Here is a 17,000-nt window from a genome sequence, read left to right on the forward strand (position 1 = left end):
GTAAGACGACCTCACAGAAAAAGTTATACGACTTTCTGCGCATGACAATTTGATCTGGATAACTGGCGCACCGTTTGCATTCCCGAATGAGAAGCAAATGAGAACATCCAATCGGTCCCGCGACAGATTGTGGGTGCACCATGCCTCTCCGCGATATCTACGCTGCCGGTCAAGCGAGAGTTTCACAACATTCTAACAGATTAATCCCGCGACCTTCGCGGCCGGCGACTTGCGGGCGCGCACGCGCAGCGCTAGTTACTAAGATGTTAGGTGTCATGAGAGTTCCAACATATTTGAGGATCATTTTTAGGAAACCTAACACTCTTAGCTCGATCCGCGAATTATCAATTAGGCGCTTTGCCACCCGAGGCCATCAGGCGGAACCACGACCGCCCGATAATCCGCGAACCATCCTGTGATGACGCTTGTCAGAGCCAGCCTCTGATCGACACACTTTACGAGGATCGACACTATGGCGCATCTCAAGGTCTTCGAGGGGAAGCAATCCGCGTCCAGCGAGGCGACCGACGCCTTGGAACGCCTCGTCGCGGAGAATTCCGAGCTCCGGCATACCGCCGTCGAGCTGGTGTTGCAGACGTGGATCCTGCGCGAGCGCCTGTCCTACGTCACGGCGCACAAGCCGGTGCGGCAAGAGCACTGACTGCCCGCCCTCACGACCACAAATTGTCCGCGGCAAGCATCCGCTCGATCGATCCAGCTCGCCCAAAACCAGGATCGGGCGGACAATATTCAACTTATAATTGAATTGTCCATAACAGCAAGCGCCCACATCCTTGCCAGACTGGCTTGGATGTGGCCGCAAATTCTGCTCAGTGAGAAATGGGCTGACGGACTTTAGCTGTGGTGAACCCGACGCAATGCGACGCGCGGGGCGTTCTGCTCACGCGACATGCCGAACGAACGAGACGCGCCAGGGCGCTCGTGGATTTCACGCAACGCGGCGATATCAAGCATCAGTGCAACGACTTCGTTGCGCAGCGATTGATTGGTCGCGAGCAACGCCTCTTCGATTGGCTGATGCGAATGTTGAACTTTGTGCTGCTTCATGGCGCGCCCTCGCTCTGCGGTTAAGGGTATGAGCGATGTGATTGAAGTTTCGATGACAGGGTTAGACCACACATATGGAATGCGGTTAATGGGGCAGGTTTGCGACGAACGTGGCTCCGCGATAAATTTTCTCAACCAGGTTCCACAACCTGATCGCGAAACGTTCGATCGATGGCCTTATATGTGTCTTCGCGATGGGATGTCAGCGGCAGCGACGCGGCGCGCCGCCAAGGAGCGCAGCCGGCACTGACCATGAGGCGCGAGCAAGAGCATGAAATCATTTGACGATCGTTGATCGCAGCAATCGCCGTCGAAACCGGCGACACGCCTGCCGGCTAGCACAATGTCGCCGCGTCGATGACTCGGAACGTGATGGGGTGTTCCTGCCTCGGACCAGATATTCCACCAAACACGACGTGCACACACTAAATCTGCTGCTTTCGATCAATCAGCTTTTTTCGCCGCGCATAACAGGTTGAACCGAACAGCATGGATGCAGCGAACCGACACCGCGTCCTCCGCATTGATCGCAGAATATTTCGATCCGTTTCAGATCTCGAGGTCGCCGATCTGAGCATTGGGATCCGCCCTGACGATGCGGCGGAGGGAATCAACGCCACACATTCGATCATGCAAGATATTCACCTCGACCTGACCGAATCCGACAATGCTAATCTAATTCGAAATGAGCGGTAATGAGGCATTTCTGCTTCAGCAGAGGCAGCGAAATGCGCTTCGCGTTCTCATCTCACGTGCGCTTGCACGATTGCCACGGCGGACAGCAGCGGATTCGACCAACCGCCATAAGCATCGCTAATTCGCAACGCGCGTCGCGATCGTGCGCTATTTCGATTTGGGAGGCGTGTCGTCGCCCATCTTGCCGCCATTGGCGACGCATGTGTTGAAATAGTCGCGCTGATCCTTCGCCCCGCCCCTCGCGCTGCCGGAAGCAGGATTGCCGGGCTCTCGCGGCGGAAACGCCCTCGCGACCAAGGCATCGCAGGCGCGTGCGACCTGGGCGTCGATCGCGTGCGCCGGAACGATTGCGCCGGACATGATGATCACGGCTGACGCGAATGCAGAACCGTCGATAACTCTCAGTGCCGCACTCCGTTCCGCGCCGAGCCAGGTTTTTCTCGAGCGGGAATTCGCTAACGGGCGCACTACGTCCGATCGACGTTGTGATAAGACCGATACCAGGCGACAAATTTCGCAATGCCGTCCTCGATCCGCGTCTGCGGCCGAAAGCCGATTTCACGCTCCAGATCGGAGACATCGGCTGCCGTCTCCAGGACATCCCCAGGCTGCATTGGCAACAACTGCTTTTCGGCCTGCCGACCGAAGCCCTGCTCGAGCAGCTCCACCACATGCATCAGTTCTTCCGGTCTGGAGTTGCCGATGTTGTAGACGCGCCACGGCGCCTTGCTCGAACCAGGGTCCGGATGCGTGCCAGACCAGTTGACGTCGCCCTCGGGCGCGCGGTCGATCAGCCGCACCATCGCCTCGACCACGTCATCGACATAGGTGAAGTCGCGCCGCATGTTGCCGTTGTTGAACAACTGGATCGGCTTCCCCTTGGTGATCGCATCCGCGAACGCATAGAGCGCCATGTCCGGCCGATACCACGTCCCATATACGGTGAAGAACCGCAGCCCCGTCGTCGGGATGCGATAGAGGTGGCTGTAGGAATGGGCGAGCAGCTCGTTGGCCTTCTTGGTCGCGGCATAGAGGCTGACCGGATGATCGACGTTGTCGTGGACCGAGAACGGCAGCTTGGTGTTGGCGCCATAGACCGACGATGACGACGCAAACAGCAGATGGCGGCACGCCGTATGCCGGCAGCCCTCGAGGACGTTGAGGAAGCCCTCCAGATTGGAATCCATGTAGGCATGCGGGTTCTGCAGGGAGTAGCGCACGCCGGCCTGGGCAGCGAGATGCACCACGACCTCGAAGCGATAGCGCTCGAACAGCGCCTTCATCCCGGCGCGATCGGCGAGGTCGAGTTCCAGGAAGGTGAAGCCACGGTGCTGCTTGAGCAGATCGAGCCGCGCGTGCTTGAGCGCCGGATCATAATATTGGTTCAGATTGTCGATGCCGATGACCGGCTGCCCTGCCCGCAGCAAATGCTCCGCCAGATGGAAGCCGATAAAGCCGGCGCAGCCCGTGACGAGTAGATTGCCTGCGATCACCACGTTTCGCCTGTGCCTTTCGCATTGCGCCGGACCAGGCCGCACACGCCGTCAGGCGCGGGCTGCAGCTTCCGGCTCGGCGTTGCGGCCGCGAGGCGCGTCAGTTGCCGGCGGCCGGAGGTTTGTAGTCCGGAAAGCGGCTCAGTACCGCGGCCTTCATGAACTTGAAGTGCGCAATCTCGGTCGCCAGTTCCTTCAGCCGACGCTGGCCGTTGGAGATCTCGGCGTCAAATAGATCTTGATGATAGTTGTCAAGCGCCTCGCGTTCCAGATACTCGTCGGTGCCGTTGCCCAGCGTCACCGCCGCGCGGGCCAGAACGTCGTCGACACGGCGGCCGAGGCCGGATTGCTCGCTTTCGGCCGCCTGCAAGGCGGCCTCGATCGCGGCCATGATCGATCCGATCCGGGCGCGATCGGTCTCGGCATCGCGCTCGGCCGAGCGTGCCTTGAAACCTTCCTCGCTCCGCCGCGACCTGATCAGGTCATGCGCGCGAGCCCGCAGAAACAGCTGAAACATCTGTCAGTATCCGGTTCGGGCCCACTCAGGCAGTATCGCTGAAAATCGCCCGGTCTTAGTTAAAAAAGGGTGAACCATCCTGTTGCCCGGCCCTCAGGTCGGCTTTCCACTTGATCCAGGCCTTGTCGTGCTTGTCATAGAGCTCGACCCACCGTCCCTCGACCGCTGACGGCATCAGCCCCGCACCGTGGGCTTCCCCGCCCGGCATCGGCAGGGAGGCGTCCAATCCTTCGAATTCCGAGGTCTCTTCAAGCGTAAGACCGACCAGCACGCGCCGTCCGCTGACATCGACGACATACCGCCTTGGCGAATGCGCCCTGAGATCACTCATGCGTGCAAGTTCCCTCACGATGCGCGGGCCAACGGCAACACCCCGCCGGCACGCGAACGCAGCCCGGCTGCCGCAACGAAGACAAGATGACCGATTGCATGTCGCCCGCCAACCCCAACTCACGCCACTGTCGCGCTACCTCTGCCGAGCTAGCCCGCTAGAATGCGCGGCGCATGTGGCCGAATGCGGTGACCGGCTGTTCCCGCCTCGCCGATTTGGCGGTTGGCGGCGCCACATACGGTGCATAGATCCGATATTGCGCGCGGCGCTTGCGCGATCGCCACGAGCGCGCGGCGAAACCGGAGAAGAAGCCGGCGACGAACGCCGCCGCAAGGATGAGAACAGGAGAAAGCATCACATTCGTCCACGTAAACCGATGTTATTAACATTCGGAGTTGTGACGACATCATGATTGCGCGCGCCGAAAGAATGTTCAGCCGCTGGAATTTTTTGTGCAATCGAACGGCGCGACAATGACCCGGTGCCCACATCGGTTGTTCTCGTGCGCGAGGCGCCTCAGGAGAACCACCACAGCATGAATTTCAGGAACATCGAGCTGAGCAGATAAATCCACCCCGCCATCGCCAGCAGCGTCAGTCCGACGAAGGCACCTGAAACGCTTTTCTCCTTGAGGCGCGCCAACAGCGAGTTTTTTTCTTCTTGCGGATAGAACATCTCAAGCTCAAGGCGCATCTGATTCAAATCAGCTAGCAGCCAATTTCGATGATCTCATGACGCGTCACGGCGGCAATTCGCTTCGCACGTCACAGATCTCGGCCGCAAAATCTCGTGAAGGCGAAAGCCGTCGAAGACGGTTCGTAGCTCACGTCCTGGCTGACAAAGTCCTGGCTCAAGAAAATTCCGCGCAACATGGTCAGCGATCGGCTCCCGCGACCTCATCAGTCCGCTCGTCGGAATTTTTCAGTTGTGTGATATTGCGCTCTACGCCGCGAATGCGCGTCGCGCGTCAAACCGATCGTCGAGCCAGAGAATGCCATGCGACCGCACGCACGACGGCCGTGGCGAGGTGCAGGCATGATCGACCGGACACTCCGCAAGCGCATGGTGGCCGCCCTGCTCGTATCTCAGTTTAACAATCAAGACCTCGCATGCGGGAGAGCGCGATCGCAGCGTCACACCCGGAAAAAGGCGAACCAGATAATTCCGAGGATCAAGACTGCGAGCCCAGTGGAGGCCGTGAGCAGCGCGAGAACCGATGGTCCGGGCTCGGCCTGGCGCGCCTCGGTCGGGGTTTCTGTGATCTGACCGTGTCGTTCCGTTGCCATGGCGACCTCGTTGCTTAAGTGCCTGAAATTCCGGCGATTGCCGCTCCCCTTCGCAGGGCCAACGCGTGATCCGGAGCGATGTTCCGGGGCCGTTTGACTGTTGTCCAACCGTTGTCGCCGCCGCCGCGTCAAACGGGCGCAGGCTCGAGGCCACGGTTAACGCCGTTGCCAAATTCGCCGGGCCGCGTTGTTTCAAACCGGGGTTGCCGGTGTTATCCTTGATCGTTCCGTCGGTTGCGTAATCGGAGTTTGCCTATGGCCCCCCGCGCCAACTGGAAGGGCTTTTTGCGCCTTTCGCTCGTGACTTGCCCGGTTGCCCTGTACCCGGCGACGTCGGATACCGAGAAGGTCTCCTTCAACCAGATCAACCGCAAGACCGGCCACCGGATCAAATACGCCAAGGTCGACGCGGAGACCGGTGAGGAAGTCTCCACCGACGACATCATGAAGGGCTACAAGGTCGACACCGACACTTATATCGAGGTCACCAAGGAAGAGCTCGACGACATCGCGCTGGATTCGACGCGCACCATCGAGATCGACGAATTCGTGCCGCGCAGCGAGATCGACAGCCGCTATCTGATCCGCCCCTACTATCTCGTTCCCGACGGCAAGGTCGGCCACGACGCCTTCGCGGTGATCCGCGAGACCATCCGCAGCATGGACAAGGTCGCGATCGGCCGCGTCGTGCTCACCAACCGCGAGCACATCATCGCGCTCGAGCCGCTCGACAACGGGCTGATGGGCACGCTGTTGCGCTACCCCTATGAGGTGCGCAGCGAGAAGGAATATTTCGACGACATCCAGGATGTGAAGATCACCAAGGATATGCTCGACCTCGCCAAGCACATCGTCGAGCAGAAGTCCGCCGAGTTCGATCCGGAGGAGTTCGAGGACCGCTACGAGCAGGCGCTGATCGACCTGATCAACCAGAAGCGCAACGGCATCAAGATCGCCAAGCCCGTGGCGAAGGCCGGCGGCAATGTCATCAACCTGATGGACGCGCTGAAGAAGAGCCTCGCCAATGAGAAGCAGGCTGCTCCCGCCAAGGCTGAAGCAAAGGCGGCAAAGGGCAAGAAGCCGAAGAAGCGCATCGAGGGCCAGCGCGAGATGCTGCTGCCGATCTCGGGCAGCGGCAAGCGCGAGCCCAAGGAGGCCGTCAAGCCCGAGCCAAAGAAGGCCGAGAAGCCCGCGCGCGCGCAGGGCACCGCGGCGCGGAAGAAGGCGGGTTGAGGTCGCGGCGCTGCCGCAGGCCGCCGACTACATCATAAGACGATCGGAAGACGCCCAGCTGGAAGCGCGCTGGTCGACCAGTTCTATGCGAGGTCGAGAAGATGGGCGGCAAGCGCCGGGATACGCCGAGCCTGCTCGCGAGGCTGCAGCGCTAACGCCTGCTCGCAAACGGCCAGATGACCCGCGCCGGCAGGTCACCTGCCGTGCGGTGCCGCCTCGCGGGTGCACGCTGCCAAAATATCGAAAACAACCCCATGCAAAGGAGCTGGCCGGCCGCCGGCAGTCGATTTGTCAACTTGACATGTCGGGCAAATCAGGGGCACACTTCCATTATTCCGAAATCGTGTGGCCGCCCTCGATTACAGCAATTGTGCACTCAACTTCTAGTTGGCGGCTTAGTGCACTGTCACCGGAATCGGGCGCATCTGCCCGGCAAGGATGACGGCGTCACGGCGCTGAGGGCAGTCAGGGAGCGCTTCCCCGACTTCGCCGGACTGCTTGGCCAGCGAGCCCGAGCCCGGTCTGTTCGACCGCCTGCGCGCCGCCGAGAGCATCGAGCCGGCCGCTCGGCGACGACCGCTTTCTCGCCCGCCTGCAGCGGGTGACCGGACGTGTCCTGAAGCCAGGCAAGCGTGGGCCGAGGCCGTCCGAACCAGAACAGGGTCAAGAATGATCATTGTCGGGGAGTTAAGTGCGCTGTCACGGCAATTGGCAGAGGTTTCGCGCGGAATGTCTGCGGCAGGTCCAGCCCATCCACTTTCGAGAGATAACTCTCCGGCCGACGTGTGCAAAACGCCCACCGTCTTACCACCTTGCACAAAGGCTGGGAGTTCCGGTATCGCGCTCTCTGCGGCTTAAATTTCCTCCCACTCCACGCTCGACGATCGCTCGCCAGTTTCCAAGAAAGCGACCGCAATCTCAACTACCTTCTCCATTGGAAGGCAATAGCGCCGCGGCATTGGTGTCGATGTATCACCCATCAAGAACTCTTGCGTACCCCCTCCTTCGTGCTCAATTGTTGCCACCGCCATCAAATAAGGCGGAGCCCCATCAGTTGAACTAAACTGTACGCAACCATCCCCAGATCCGAGGCCTAAGAGCAGCTTGCGACCGTTTGTGCCAACAAGCTCTGACAAAAATGGTTGCCTCTGCCGTGTGTCGTTAACGATCCTTCGCAACGCTGGCGACCCGTCAACTACTGTCCCATTCAGAGGATTCGTGGCGTCCTGTCTGTCGAAAAACTGGGCTCTCATGGATGCACCCCAACGAATACTGTCGAGCCATTCGGAGTTATAACGTTAAGCTGCGCGCCTGATGGTAGCATGCGTGGAAGAAGGTTTGTGCAACTTGAGCAGATGGTTGGGTTGAATTACGGTGACAGTGCACTCAACTCTTCCGACGATCAATCTTCATCCTCGGCGGATGGCTTGGGTCCGCGCTTGCCGGGCTTGAGAACTCGCCCGGTCTTGCGTTCGAGGCGGCTGAGAAAACGGTCGTCACCGAGCGGCCTGCCGACGCTCTCCGCGGCGCGGAGCGAAGAAAACAGGTCGGCCTCCGGTTCGGATGCCAGCAGATCGGCGAAATTCGGGAAGCGATCGCGCACCGGCGCCAGCGTCGTGACGCCGTCGTCCTTGCCGCGAAGATGCGCTCGCACGCTCGACCAGCGCCAGTCCTGCGCCCGCGCCACCAGGCGCGCCCGCACCGGGTTCGACGACACGTAGCGCAGCGCCGCCGCGAGATGCTGCTCGTCCATGACGACGGCGCCGAACCGGCCCTGCCAGAAATGGCCGGTGCGCTTGCGCCGCCCCTGGATCGTTCCGGCATAGGTCCGATGCACGCGGGCCAACGCCCGGCGCAGCCCGTCGCCATCGGAGGGCACCAGGATGAGGTGCACGTGATTTGGCATCAGGCACCAGGCCCACACCTCGACGCCGGCCGCAGCGCAATTGGCGGCGAGGAGATCGCGATAGAGCGCATAGTCGCCATCGCCGAAAAACGTCTGCGCGCGGCCATTGCCGCGCTGAGTGACGTGGTGCGGATGACCTGGGACGACGACGCGGGCGAGACGGGCCATACGACATGATGGTCGTCCGGCGGACGGAAGTCAAATTTAGTGCACTGTCACCGTAATTTATCGCGATGCTGCGCGCGCTGAATGGAGACGGCGGAGGCGACTGAACCAGAAAGTGTGAAGCGTGGCTGATGGCGCTTACTTGAATGCCGAACTGACGGCGGTGAACTGGCCGCTCACACTGGTGCCGATGCCTCTGACGCCGGCGACGATCACGATGCTGATGCCGCCGGCAATGATGGCGTATTCGATCGCCGTAGCCCCGACGTCATCACGCAGAAATCTTGCAAGCAACGCGCGCATGAAAAGCTCCTGTCCGACGCCCGCGGCTTTTTCTCCCGCGCCGTAGCAATATTCCAGCAAAACTAGGCCACATTGGTTGACGGCCCATTGATGGACACGATGAACGATCGCTTAAAGGTTGCAGAGAAACTCGCTGCTAGTTCTGCCTGCATTCCGACCCCGCGGGGCGGCAATCCGCGATTGGGCGTAAACGCATATCAGGACTACCTGATCCGGCCCCGGCGGCGCTTTACCCTCGCGGCGGAATCCTGTTCCTTTATCGGACAGGACGACAACGAGGCCGGAACGAACCGGCCGCATCCAAAGGGAGTGAGCGTCATGAAGCTCGGCACCGCGATCGCGGAAATCATGAAGCGCGAGGGGATCGAGATCCTCACGGGCTACCCGGTCAACCACCTGATCGAATACGCCGCCAGCGCCGACATCCGCCCGGTGATGGTGCGCCAGGAGCGCATCGGCGTGCACATGGCGGACGCGATCTCCCGAGTCACCTCGGGCGAGAAGATCGGCGCGTTCTGCATGCAGCACGGCCCGGGCGCCGAGAACGCGATGGGTGGTGTCGCGCAGTGCTACGGCGAATCCGTACCCGTCCTGGTGCTGCCGATGGGTTATGCGCGCCGGCTTGCCAACATCGATCCGAACTTCAATTCCAGCCAGGCGATGAAGGCGTTCTCGAAATCCTCGGAGCCGATCAACATCGCCGCGGAAGTCTGCAACATCTTCCGCCGCGCCTTCACCAAATTGAAGAACGGCCGCGGCGGGCCTGTGATCGTCGAGATCCCCGTCGACATGTGGAACGAGGAGGTGCCGGAGCCGCTGAACTACACACCGGTGCTGCGCACCCGCTATGGCGCCGATCCCGTCCATGTGAAGGAAGCCGCAACCCTGCTCGTCAACGCCAAGCGTCCGGTGATCTATGCCGGCCAGGGCGTGCATTACGCAAAAGCCTGGCCGCAGCTGAAGCGCCTTGCCGAGCGGCTCGCGATCCCCGTTACCACGAGCCTCGGCGGCAAGTCGTCATTCCCGGAGACGCATCCGCTGTCGCTCGGCTCCGGCGGCCTTGCCGTACCGCGCGCGGTGCCGAAATTCCTCACTGAGGCCGACGTGATCTTCGGCATCGGCTGCTCCTTCACCGAAACGTCGTTCGGCATCGCGATGCCGAAGGGCAAGACCATCATCCATTCGACGCTCGATCCGAACCACATCAACAAGGATGTCGAGGCCAGGATCGGGCTGGTCGGCGACGCCGGCCTCGTGCTCGACGCGCTGCTGGAGGAGATCGGCAAGTCCGTGACCTCGGACCGCAATCCCAGCGCGGTCGCGGAAGAGATCGCCGCCTCCCACATGGAATGGCTCGCCAAGTGGATGCCGAAGCTGACGCATAATGACGCGCCGCTCAATCCCTACCGCGTGCTGTGGGATCTGCAGCACACCGTCGACATCCACAACACCATCATCACCCACGACGCCGGCAGCCCGCGCGACCAGCTGTCGCCGTTCTGGAAATCGGTCGAGCCGCTGTCCTATATCGGCTGGGGCAAGACCACGCAGCTCGGCTACGGGCTTGGCCTCGCGATGGGCGCCAAGCTGGCAAAACCGGACAAGCTCTGCATCAATGTCTGGGGCGATGCCGCAATCGGCTTCACGGGCATGGATTTCGAGACCGCGGTGCGCGAGCGGATTCCGATCATGTCGATCCTGCTCAACAATTTCTCGATGGCGATCGAACTGAAGGTGATGCCGATCTCGACCGAGAAATACCGCTCGACCGATATCTCCGGCGACTACGCCGCGATGGCCCGCGCCTTCGGCGGCTATGGCGAGCGGGTGACCAAGCCCGAAGACATCATCCCCGCGATCAAGCGCGGCATCCAGAAGACCAAAGAAGGCGTGCCGGTGCTGCTGGAATTCATCACCAGCAAGGAGACCGAGGTGTCGCGGCCGGGGACGTGAGGGCACCTCGCACGCCCTCACCCACTTGATTTGACCTCGCCTGCACGGGCAAGCTCCCTCCGATCCGAGATCGGAGGGAGAGATGGCGCGCATCCTGGTGCTGGGGGCCGGCTTTGCCGGTCTGTGGGCGGCGCTCGGTGCGGCCCGCAAGCGCGACGAGATCGGCCCGCGGGCTAACGACACTGAGATTCTCGTCGTCGATCGCAACGCCTATCACAACATCCGGGTGCGCAATTACGAGGTCGATCTCGGCGACGTCGCCCTGCCGCTGCAAGACCTGCTCGATCCGGTCGGCGTCAGGCATAGCGTGGCTGACGTCACGGCGATCGATCCGGCCAAGCGCGAGGTCGTCGTCAAGACAGGCTCCGGCGCGGAGACGCTGAGCTATGACCGGCTGGTGCTGACCACCGGCAGCGAGCTGGTTCGCCCCGCGATATCAGGCCTTGCCGCACACGGCTTCGATGTCGACACCTTCGAAGCAGCCACACGCCTCAACACGCATCTTGCCGCGCTCGGCAGGCAGCCGCCCTCGCCGGCCCGCGCGACGGTGGCGGTGGTCGGCGCCGGCTTCACCGGGATCGAGGTCGCGGCCGAGATGCCGGCCAAGCTCGCCCGCGCCGGCATCGCCGGCGATCACCGCATCATCCTGATCGATCCCAATCCGGTGGTCGGCGCGACGTTCGGCGCACATGGCCGTCCCGTCATCAACGAGGCGCTGGCCGCGCTCGGCGTCGAGACGCGGCTGAACGTCAGGGTCAGCGCCGTCGGCGCCGACAGCATCACGCTTGATAGCGGCGAGATCATTCCGGCCGCGACCGTGGTGTGGTGCGCCGGCATGTGCGCGAGCCCCCTCGCCGCGATGCTGCCGGTGAAGCGCGACGCGCTCGGCCGCCTCCCGGTCGACCATTGCATGCGCGTCGAGGGCCTCAATGGCGTATTCGCTGCCGGCGACGTCGCCGCCTGCCTGATCGACGGCGAGCATCCGACCGTGATGTCGTGCCAGTTCGCGCGGCCGATGGGCCGCTTCGCCGGGCACAATGTGGTCGCGGACCTGTTCGGTGAACAGCTGCTGCCGCTCACTATCGACTGGTATGTGACGGTGCTCGATCTCGGCGCCTGGGGCGCGCTCTACACCACCGGCTGGGACCGCGAGGTGCACACGACCGGCGCCGCCGCCAAGCTCACCAAGCAGACCATCAACCAGCAGCGCATCTATCCGCCGCGCAACGGCGATCGCGCCGCACTGCTTGCGGCCGCGGCGCCGACGATCCAGACGGCACCGCCGACGCGGAAATAGTAGTCGGCTCGTCTCGCCCCCTCTGCGCCGTCATTGCGAGGAGCGAAACGACGAAGCAATCCATTATCCCCGAGTGGAATCATGGATTGCTTCGCTTCGCTCGCAATGACGGCGAGCAGTCCGTTACTGCGACAGCTTCACAAAATCCGGAAACTTCAGCTTCCCTTCCGCGATCGCCTTCGGCCAGACCGTGATCTGCTTGCCGCCCTGCCACTGGAACACGAGGCCGGTGACGGCACCCGGGCCGGACTTGATGCCGTGGGTGAACTCGTCGTTCTTGCCGTAGAACTGGATCTTGCCGATCGTGCCATCGAAGTCGGTCTTCTCGAGCTCCGTGACCATCTTGTCCGGATCGGTCGAGCCGGCGCGCTGGATCGCTTCCGCAATGATGTAGACCTCGTCATAGGCGGTGTAGCCGGTATAGGCCGGCGGCGTGCCGAACTTGGCCTTGAACGCTGCCGCGAACGGTTTTGTCTTCGGCGTCACCGCGACGTCGGGCGTCGCCACCGCCAGCGACGGCACGCCTTCGGCCGCGCCGTTGGTGTCGCCCCAGAACGTCGGGCTCAGCGCCTGCGCGCTGATGCCGAACATCGGAATCGGCACCTGCTGGTTCTTCCACTGCACCGTCGGCTGCACGCCGACATGGGAGATGCCGGTGACGATCACGTCGGGCTTGGCGGCTTCCATCTTGTTGAAGATCGGCGTGAAGTCGGTGGTGTCCGGCGAGAAGCGGATGTGCTCGACCACCTTCAGCCCGGCCTTCGGCAGGCAGGCCTCGTAGCCGACGTCGAGCGGCTTGGTCCAGGCCGCGTCCTCGCTCATAATCGCCACCGACTTGAACTTGAGCTGGTCGACCAGCAGCTCCTTGGCCGCGTCGCAGACCAGCTGCGCCTGCGCGGCCGAGGTCAGGTAACCGTGGAAGGTGTACTTGTTCTTCTCATAGTCGTTATGAACAGCCTTGGTGATCTCGTTCGAGGCGGCGCCGGGCGTGATCAGCGGCATCTTCAGCCGCGAAGCCCACGGCTCGAGCGCCAGCACGACCTCGCTGATGTAGCTCGCGATCACGGCCGAAACCTTGTCCTCGCTCACCGCGCGCTGGAACGCGCGCACCGAATCCGCCGACGAGCTCTTGTTGTCGTAGGTGACGATCTCGATCTTGCGGCCCATCACGCCGCCCTTGGCGTTGATCTCGTCCGCCGCGATCTGCGCGCCGCCCGGGGTTGCCGCGCCCGCGATCGACTGCACCTCGGCGATGACGCCGATCTTGATCGGGTCCTTGGACTGCGCATAGGCCGGCGCCGCGAGGCCCAGCGCGAGCGCCGAGGCCAACAGGCTCACGCGGGTGGTGGTTGAATATGCTGGCATCATGATCTCCCTTGCTTTTGTTATTCTTCAAACTTTGAGCGTCAGAGAAAGTCCTTGCCGGCCTCCGCGGCGAACCGGCCCGGATCGCCTTCCCAGACGATCCGCGCGTGCTCCAGCACATAGACGCGGTCGGCATGCGGAAGCGCGAAGGTCACGTTCTGCTCGCCGAGCAGCACCGTGATCTTGGTGGTCTGGCGCAGCTTCTCCAGCGCCTTCGACAGCAGTTCGAGGATGACCGGCGCGAGGCCAAGCGTCGGCTCGTCGAGGATGAGGATCTGCGGCTGCATCATCAGCGCGCGGCCGATCGCCAGCATCTGCTGCTCACCGCCGGACAGCGTCTGCGCCATCTGGCCCTGACGCTCCTTCAGGATCGGGAACAGCTCGAACAGCCAGGCCAGCTGCTTCGCCCGCGCCGCGTCGTCGAGATGCTGGCCGCCGAGGTCGAGGTTTTCCCGCACCGTCATCTCGCCGAACAATTCGCGCGATTCCGGGCACTGCACGAGGCCCGAGCGGGCGATCTTGGCAGGTCCCGTTCCGCGCAACTTCTCGCCGCCGCGCAGGATCTCGCCGGTATAGGGCAGGAAGCCCGAGATGGTGTTGAACAGCGTGGTCTTGCCGGCGCCGTTCAGGCCGACGATCGAAACGAACTCACCCTCATGGACGTGGATCGAGACGTTCTCCAGCGCCTGCGCCTTGCCGTAATGCACGCTGACATTCTCGACCTGCAGCAGCGGCACCTTGTCCTTGAACGAGGTCTCGGGCCGCGCATGGGTCTCGATCGCGCCGCCGAGATAGACCCGCCGCACGGTCTCGTTCTTCATCACGTCCTCGGCGCGGCCGGTCGTGATCTCCTCGCCGAGATACATCGCAAGCACGCGATCGACCAGCGCGGCGACGCTCTTGACGTTGTGGTCAACCAGCATCACCGCGCGCCCCTCGTCGCGGAAGCTGCGGATCAATTGCGAGAAGGTGCCAACCTCGGTGCTGGTGAGGCCAGCAAACGGCTCGTCGACCAGCACCACCTTCGGGTCGCGCGCGATCGCCTTCGCCAACTCAAGCCGGCGCAGATCGGCGAACGGCAATGTCGGCGGGCGGCGATCCATCACCGCCCCGAGGCCGACGCGATCCGCGATCCATTTGGCGCGCTCGGTCAGCGCCTTGTCGGGAAACAGCATGAACAGGCTGTCGGGCAGCAGCGCGACCATGATGTTCTCGAGCACGGTCTGCCGGTTCAGCGGCCGCGAGTGCTGGAACACCATGCCAAAGCCCTTGCGCGCGATCTTGTGCGCAGGCAGCCCGGCCACGTTCTCGCCGTCGAACAGCACCTCGCCCGCGGTCGGGCGCTCGATGCCCATCACGCTCTTCATCGCGGTCGACTTGCCCGAGCCGTTCGGCCCGATCAGGCCGAGGATCTCGCCGGGGCGCAGCTCGAAGCTCAGATTCTTCACCGCGGTCAGGCCGCCGAACCGCTTGGTCAGGCCGCGAACTGCGAGTGTCGGAGTAGTGGTCACAGTCTGATCCATTTAGGAGCGCGCCTCGCGTGACAGGGCCGCTCCGAGGAAACCGCCGGGGAAGAACAGCACGACGAGCAGCGCCACCGCCGAAACGATGAAGGTTGCGAGTTCGCCGGTCGGACGCAGGAATTCGCCCGCGACGATCAGGAAGATCGCACCTAACGCCGCGCCCAACACGGTGCGCCGGCCGCCGAGCACGGCGGACACGATCACGTTCACGCCGACCGCGACGTCGACCACGGTACCGACCGAGGCGGTGCCGAAGTAGAACACCAAGAGCGCGCCCGACAGTCCCGAGAAGAACGCGCTGACGATGAAGGCCGCGAGCTTGTGCTTGACGATGTTGAAGCCGAGCGCGCCGGCCTGCACCGGGTCCTGTCCGCTCGCCTGCAACACGAGGCCGACGGGCGATTGCGACAAGCCATACAGGATGGCCGCGCTGATGGTCATGAAGCCGAGCGCGATCCAGTAGTTGGCGCCGGCATTGATCGTGATGACATCGGGGATGGTGAGCCCGATCTCGCCGCCGGTCAGGTCAGCGAACACCACGATGAAATTCTGCAGCATCAAGACCGCAACCAGCGTGGTGAGTCCGAAATACGGTCCCCTCACCCGCAGCGCCGGCAGCGCCAGCACGAAGCCCGCGACCACCGACGCCAGTGCGCCGAGCAGGATGCAGACATAGACAGACCAGCCGAACTGGTTGTTGAGAATGCCGGCGGTGTAAGCGCCGGTGCCGATCAGGAAGGTCGGCCCGAAATTGACTTCGCCGGCGAAGCCGAACAAGAGGTCCCAGGCCATCGCGAACACGCCGAAATAGAACGCGACGGTGAGCAGCCCGAGGATGTAGCCGGAGACATAAAGCGGCAGCGTCGCGGCAACCACCACGCAGACCAGCGAAATGAAGAACAGGCGCGAGGAGAAGAAGTTGGTCATCTCAGCGCCTCCCCAAGAGGCCCTGGGGCCGGATATACATCACGAACACCAGCAGCAGCAGCGCCGGGATGGTGCGATAGGCCGGCGAGATCATGTAGGCCGTGATGGTCTCGAGATAGCCGACGACGAAGGCCGCGATCAGCGAGCCCGAGACACTGCCGAGGCCGCCGAGCACCACAATCGAGAACGCGCTCGCGGTCAGCGGCCCGACGCTGTAGGAGCTGACGCCGAGGAACATGCCGAGCAGCACGCCGGCGATGCCGGCCAGGATGCCGTAGATGCCCCACACCACGATGTAGATCTGGGTCAGCTCGAGCCCGAGCAAGGTGACGCCGCGCGGGTTCATCGAGGCCGCCAGCACCGCCTTGCCGGTCCGCGTGCGGTTCACCAAGAGCCACAGCAGGCCGATCACGAGGCAGCACACCAGAGCGGTGAAGATGTTGTTGCGTGGCGTGCGGTTGCCGAAGATATCGACGACGCCCTCGACGATCGGCAGCACCGTCTTGGCATTGTTGGTGAAGAAATAGGCGATCAGCTCCTGGATCATGATGCCCCACAGCAGGGTGCCGGTGAGGACGAAGATTTCCTTCTCCTCGTTGGGGATCCGCCTCGAGTTCTGGATCGGCTTCACGACCGCGAAATAGGTCGCGAACGCCATGATCAGCGCCACGCCGACACCGAACAGCGCACCGGTGTAGATGTCGAGGTGCAGCACGCTGGCCGCGGCCCAGGCCGCGACCGCTGCGGCCACCATGATGGCACCATGGGAGAGGTTGAGAACACCGGAGACACCGAAGATCAGGGTGAAGCCGGTGGCACCGAGGGCATATAGCGCACTGATGGCGAAGCCATCGATCAGGATTTGTAAGGCAAGCATCTCAAATCGGCCGCGGCAGCAAAGCTGCCTGTTGTGGAGGACGCGGAACTGAATGCGGAT

Annotated in this window: 19 protein-coding genes and 1 pseudogene; 5 read left to right on the top strand and 15 right to left on the bottom strand. The window is 62.6% G+C overall.

Annotated features, from left to right (window positions below; translation table 11 throughout):
* The first annotated feature begins 472 nt into the window (after positions 1-472).
* Positions 473-661, top strand: a complete 189-nt coding sequence (locus ACVW1C_RS06460; protein ID WP_456757693.1) for a hypothetical protein — start codon at positions 473-475, stop codon at positions 659-661.
* Between the two features lie 194 nt (positions 662-855).
* On the opposite strand, the gene ACVW1C_RS06465 is transcribed toward ACVW1C_RS06460, so the two are convergent.
* The 8 genes from ACVW1C_RS06465 to ACVW1C_RS06500 all read right to left on the bottom strand — a co-directional run bounded on the left by ACVW1C_RS06465 (position 856) and on the right by ACVW1C_RS06500 (position 5,391).
* Entirely contained in the window at positions 856-1,068 is a 213-nt protein-coding gene (locus tag ACVW1C_RS06465; protein ID WP_092125205.1) for a hypothetical protein, read from the bottom strand.
* Positions 1,069-1,911: 843 nt separating this feature from the next.
* Positions 1,912-2,124 (bottom strand): hypothetical protein, encoded by a 213-nt coding sequence (locus ACVW1C_RS06470; protein WP_456757694.1) that lies wholly within the window; start codon positions 2,122-2,124, stop codon positions 1,912-1,914.
* A 107-nt stretch (positions 2,125-2,231) separates the two neighbouring features.
* Entirely contained in the window at positions 2,232-3,260 is a 1,029-nt protein-coding gene (locus tag ACVW1C_RS06475) for an NAD-dependent epimerase (protein WP_456757695.1), read from the bottom strand.
* A 97-nt stretch (positions 3,261-3,357) separates the two neighbouring features.
* Positions 3,358-3,774 carry a hypothetical protein gene (locus ACVW1C_RS06480; protein ID WP_456757696.1) on the bottom strand — a complete coding sequence of 139 codons (417 nt, stop codon included), beginning with the start codon at positions 3,772-3,774 and terminating at the stop codon, positions 3,358-3,360.
* A gap of 55 nt (positions 3,775-3,829) precedes the next feature.
* The gene (locus ACVW1C_RS06485) at positions 3,830-4,105 is read right to left on the bottom strand and encodes a hypothetical protein (RefSeq protein ID WP_456757697.1); all 276 of its coding nucleotides are present in this window, start codon (positions 4,103-4,105) and stop codon (positions 3,830-3,832) included.
* A 157-nt stretch (positions 4,106-4,262) separates the two neighbouring features.
* Positions 4,263-4,460 (bottom strand): hypothetical protein, encoded by a 198-nt coding sequence (locus ACVW1C_RS06490; RefSeq protein ID WP_456757698.1) that lies wholly within the window; start codon positions 4,458-4,460, stop codon positions 4,263-4,265.
* Positions 4,461-4,621: 161 nt separating this feature from the next.
* The gene (locus tag ACVW1C_RS06495) at positions 4,622-4,798 is read right to left on the bottom strand and encodes a hypothetical protein (protein WP_456757699.1); all 177 of its coding nucleotides are present in this window, start codon (positions 4,796-4,798) and stop codon (positions 4,622-4,624) included.
* Between the two features lie 440 nt (positions 4,799-5,238).
* Positions 5,239-5,391, bottom strand: a complete 153-nt coding sequence (locus tag ACVW1C_RS06500) for a hypothetical protein (RefSeq protein ID WP_173641807.1) — start codon at positions 5,389-5,391, stop codon at positions 5,239-5,241.
* 255 nt (positions 5,392-5,646) lie between these two features.
* Between ACVW1C_RS06500 and ku the strand changes: the two genes are divergently transcribed.
* Both ku and ACVW1C_RS06510 read left to right on the top strand, forming a co-directional pair.
* Positions 5,647-6,624, top strand: a complete 978-nt coding sequence (gene ku / locus ACVW1C_RS06505; RefSeq protein WP_456757700.1) for a non-homologous end joining protein Ku — start codon at positions 5,647-5,649, stop codon at positions 6,622-6,624.
* A 63-nt stretch (positions 6,625-6,687) separates the two neighbouring features.
* Positions 6,688-6,779, top strand: a pseudogene (locus ACVW1C_RS06510) (oxidoreductase); the annotation flags it as partial.
* A 699-nt stretch (positions 6,780-7,478) separates the two neighbouring features.
* Here ACVW1C_RS06510 and ACVW1C_RS06515 read toward each other — a convergent pair.
* From ACVW1C_RS06515 to ACVW1C_RS06525, 3 genes are all read right to left on the bottom strand, one after another.
* The gene (locus tag ACVW1C_RS06515; protein ID WP_456757701.1) at positions 7,479-7,877 is read right to left on the bottom strand and encodes an Imm1 family immunity protein; all 399 of its coding nucleotides are present in this window, start codon (positions 7,875-7,877) and stop codon (positions 7,479-7,481) included.
* Positions 7,878-8,026: 149 nt separating this feature from the next.
* Positions 8,027-8,698, bottom strand: coding sequence for a transposase (locus tag ACVW1C_RS06520; RefSeq protein WP_456757702.1), 672 nt, complete (start codon positions 8,696-8,698; stop codon positions 8,027-8,029).
* Between the two features lie 135 nt (positions 8,699-8,833).
* The gene (locus ACVW1C_RS06525; RefSeq protein WP_173641805.1) at positions 8,834-8,998 is read right to left on the bottom strand and encodes a Flp family type IVb pilin; all 165 of its coding nucleotides are present in this window, start codon (positions 8,996-8,998) and stop codon (positions 8,834-8,836) included.
* A 318-nt stretch (positions 8,999-9,316) separates the two neighbouring features.
* Here ACVW1C_RS06525 and ACVW1C_RS06530 point away from each other — a divergent pair, with 318 nt between their 5' ends.
* Both ACVW1C_RS06530 and ACVW1C_RS06535 read left to right on the top strand, forming a co-directional pair.
* Positions 9,317-10,951 carry a thiamine pyrophosphate-requiring protein gene (locus ACVW1C_RS06530; protein WP_456757703.1) on the top strand — a complete coding sequence of 545 codons (1,635 nt, stop codon included), beginning with the start codon at positions 9,317-9,319 and terminating at the stop codon, positions 10,949-10,951.
* Positions 10,952-11,033: 82 nt separating this feature from the next.
* Positions 11,034-12,248 (top strand): NAD(P)/FAD-dependent oxidoreductase, encoded by a 1,215-nt coding sequence (locus tag ACVW1C_RS06535; protein ID WP_456757704.1) that lies wholly within the window; start codon positions 11,034-11,036, stop codon positions 12,246-12,248.
* Positions 12,249-12,371: 123 nt separating this feature from the next.
* Here the strand turns inward: ACVW1C_RS06535 and ACVW1C_RS06540 are convergent, their stop codons facing one another.
* Genes ACVW1C_RS06540 through ACVW1C_RS06555 form a run of 4 tightly spaced genes read right to left on the bottom strand, consistent with a single transcriptional unit; the run spans position 12,372 to position 16,940 of the window.
* Positions 12,372-13,616, bottom strand: a complete 1,245-nt coding sequence (locus tag ACVW1C_RS06540) for an ABC transporter substrate-binding protein (RefSeq protein WP_456757705.1) — start codon at positions 13,614-13,616, stop codon at positions 12,372-12,374.
* A 38-nt stretch (positions 13,617-13,654) separates the two neighbouring features.
* Positions 13,655-15,136 (bottom strand): ATP-binding cassette domain-containing protein, encoded by a 1,482-nt coding sequence (locus ACVW1C_RS06545; protein WP_456757706.1) that lies wholly within the window; start codon positions 15,134-15,136, stop codon positions 13,655-13,657.
* Complete coding sequence (locus ACVW1C_RS06550) at positions 15,137-16,063, bottom strand: branched-chain amino acid ABC transporter permease (RefSeq protein ID WP_456757707.1); 927 nt, start codon at positions 16,061-16,063, stop codon at positions 15,137-15,139.
* A 1-nt stretch (position 16,064) separates the two neighbouring features.
* Positions 16,065-16,940, bottom strand: a complete 876-nt coding sequence (locus tag ACVW1C_RS06555) for a branched-chain amino acid ABC transporter permease (protein WP_050404977.1) — start codon at positions 16,938-16,940, stop codon at positions 16,065-16,067.
* Positions 16,941-17,000: the final 60 nt, after the last annotated feature.

The organism is Bradyrhizobium sp. USDA 4011, from assembly GCF_054063415.1.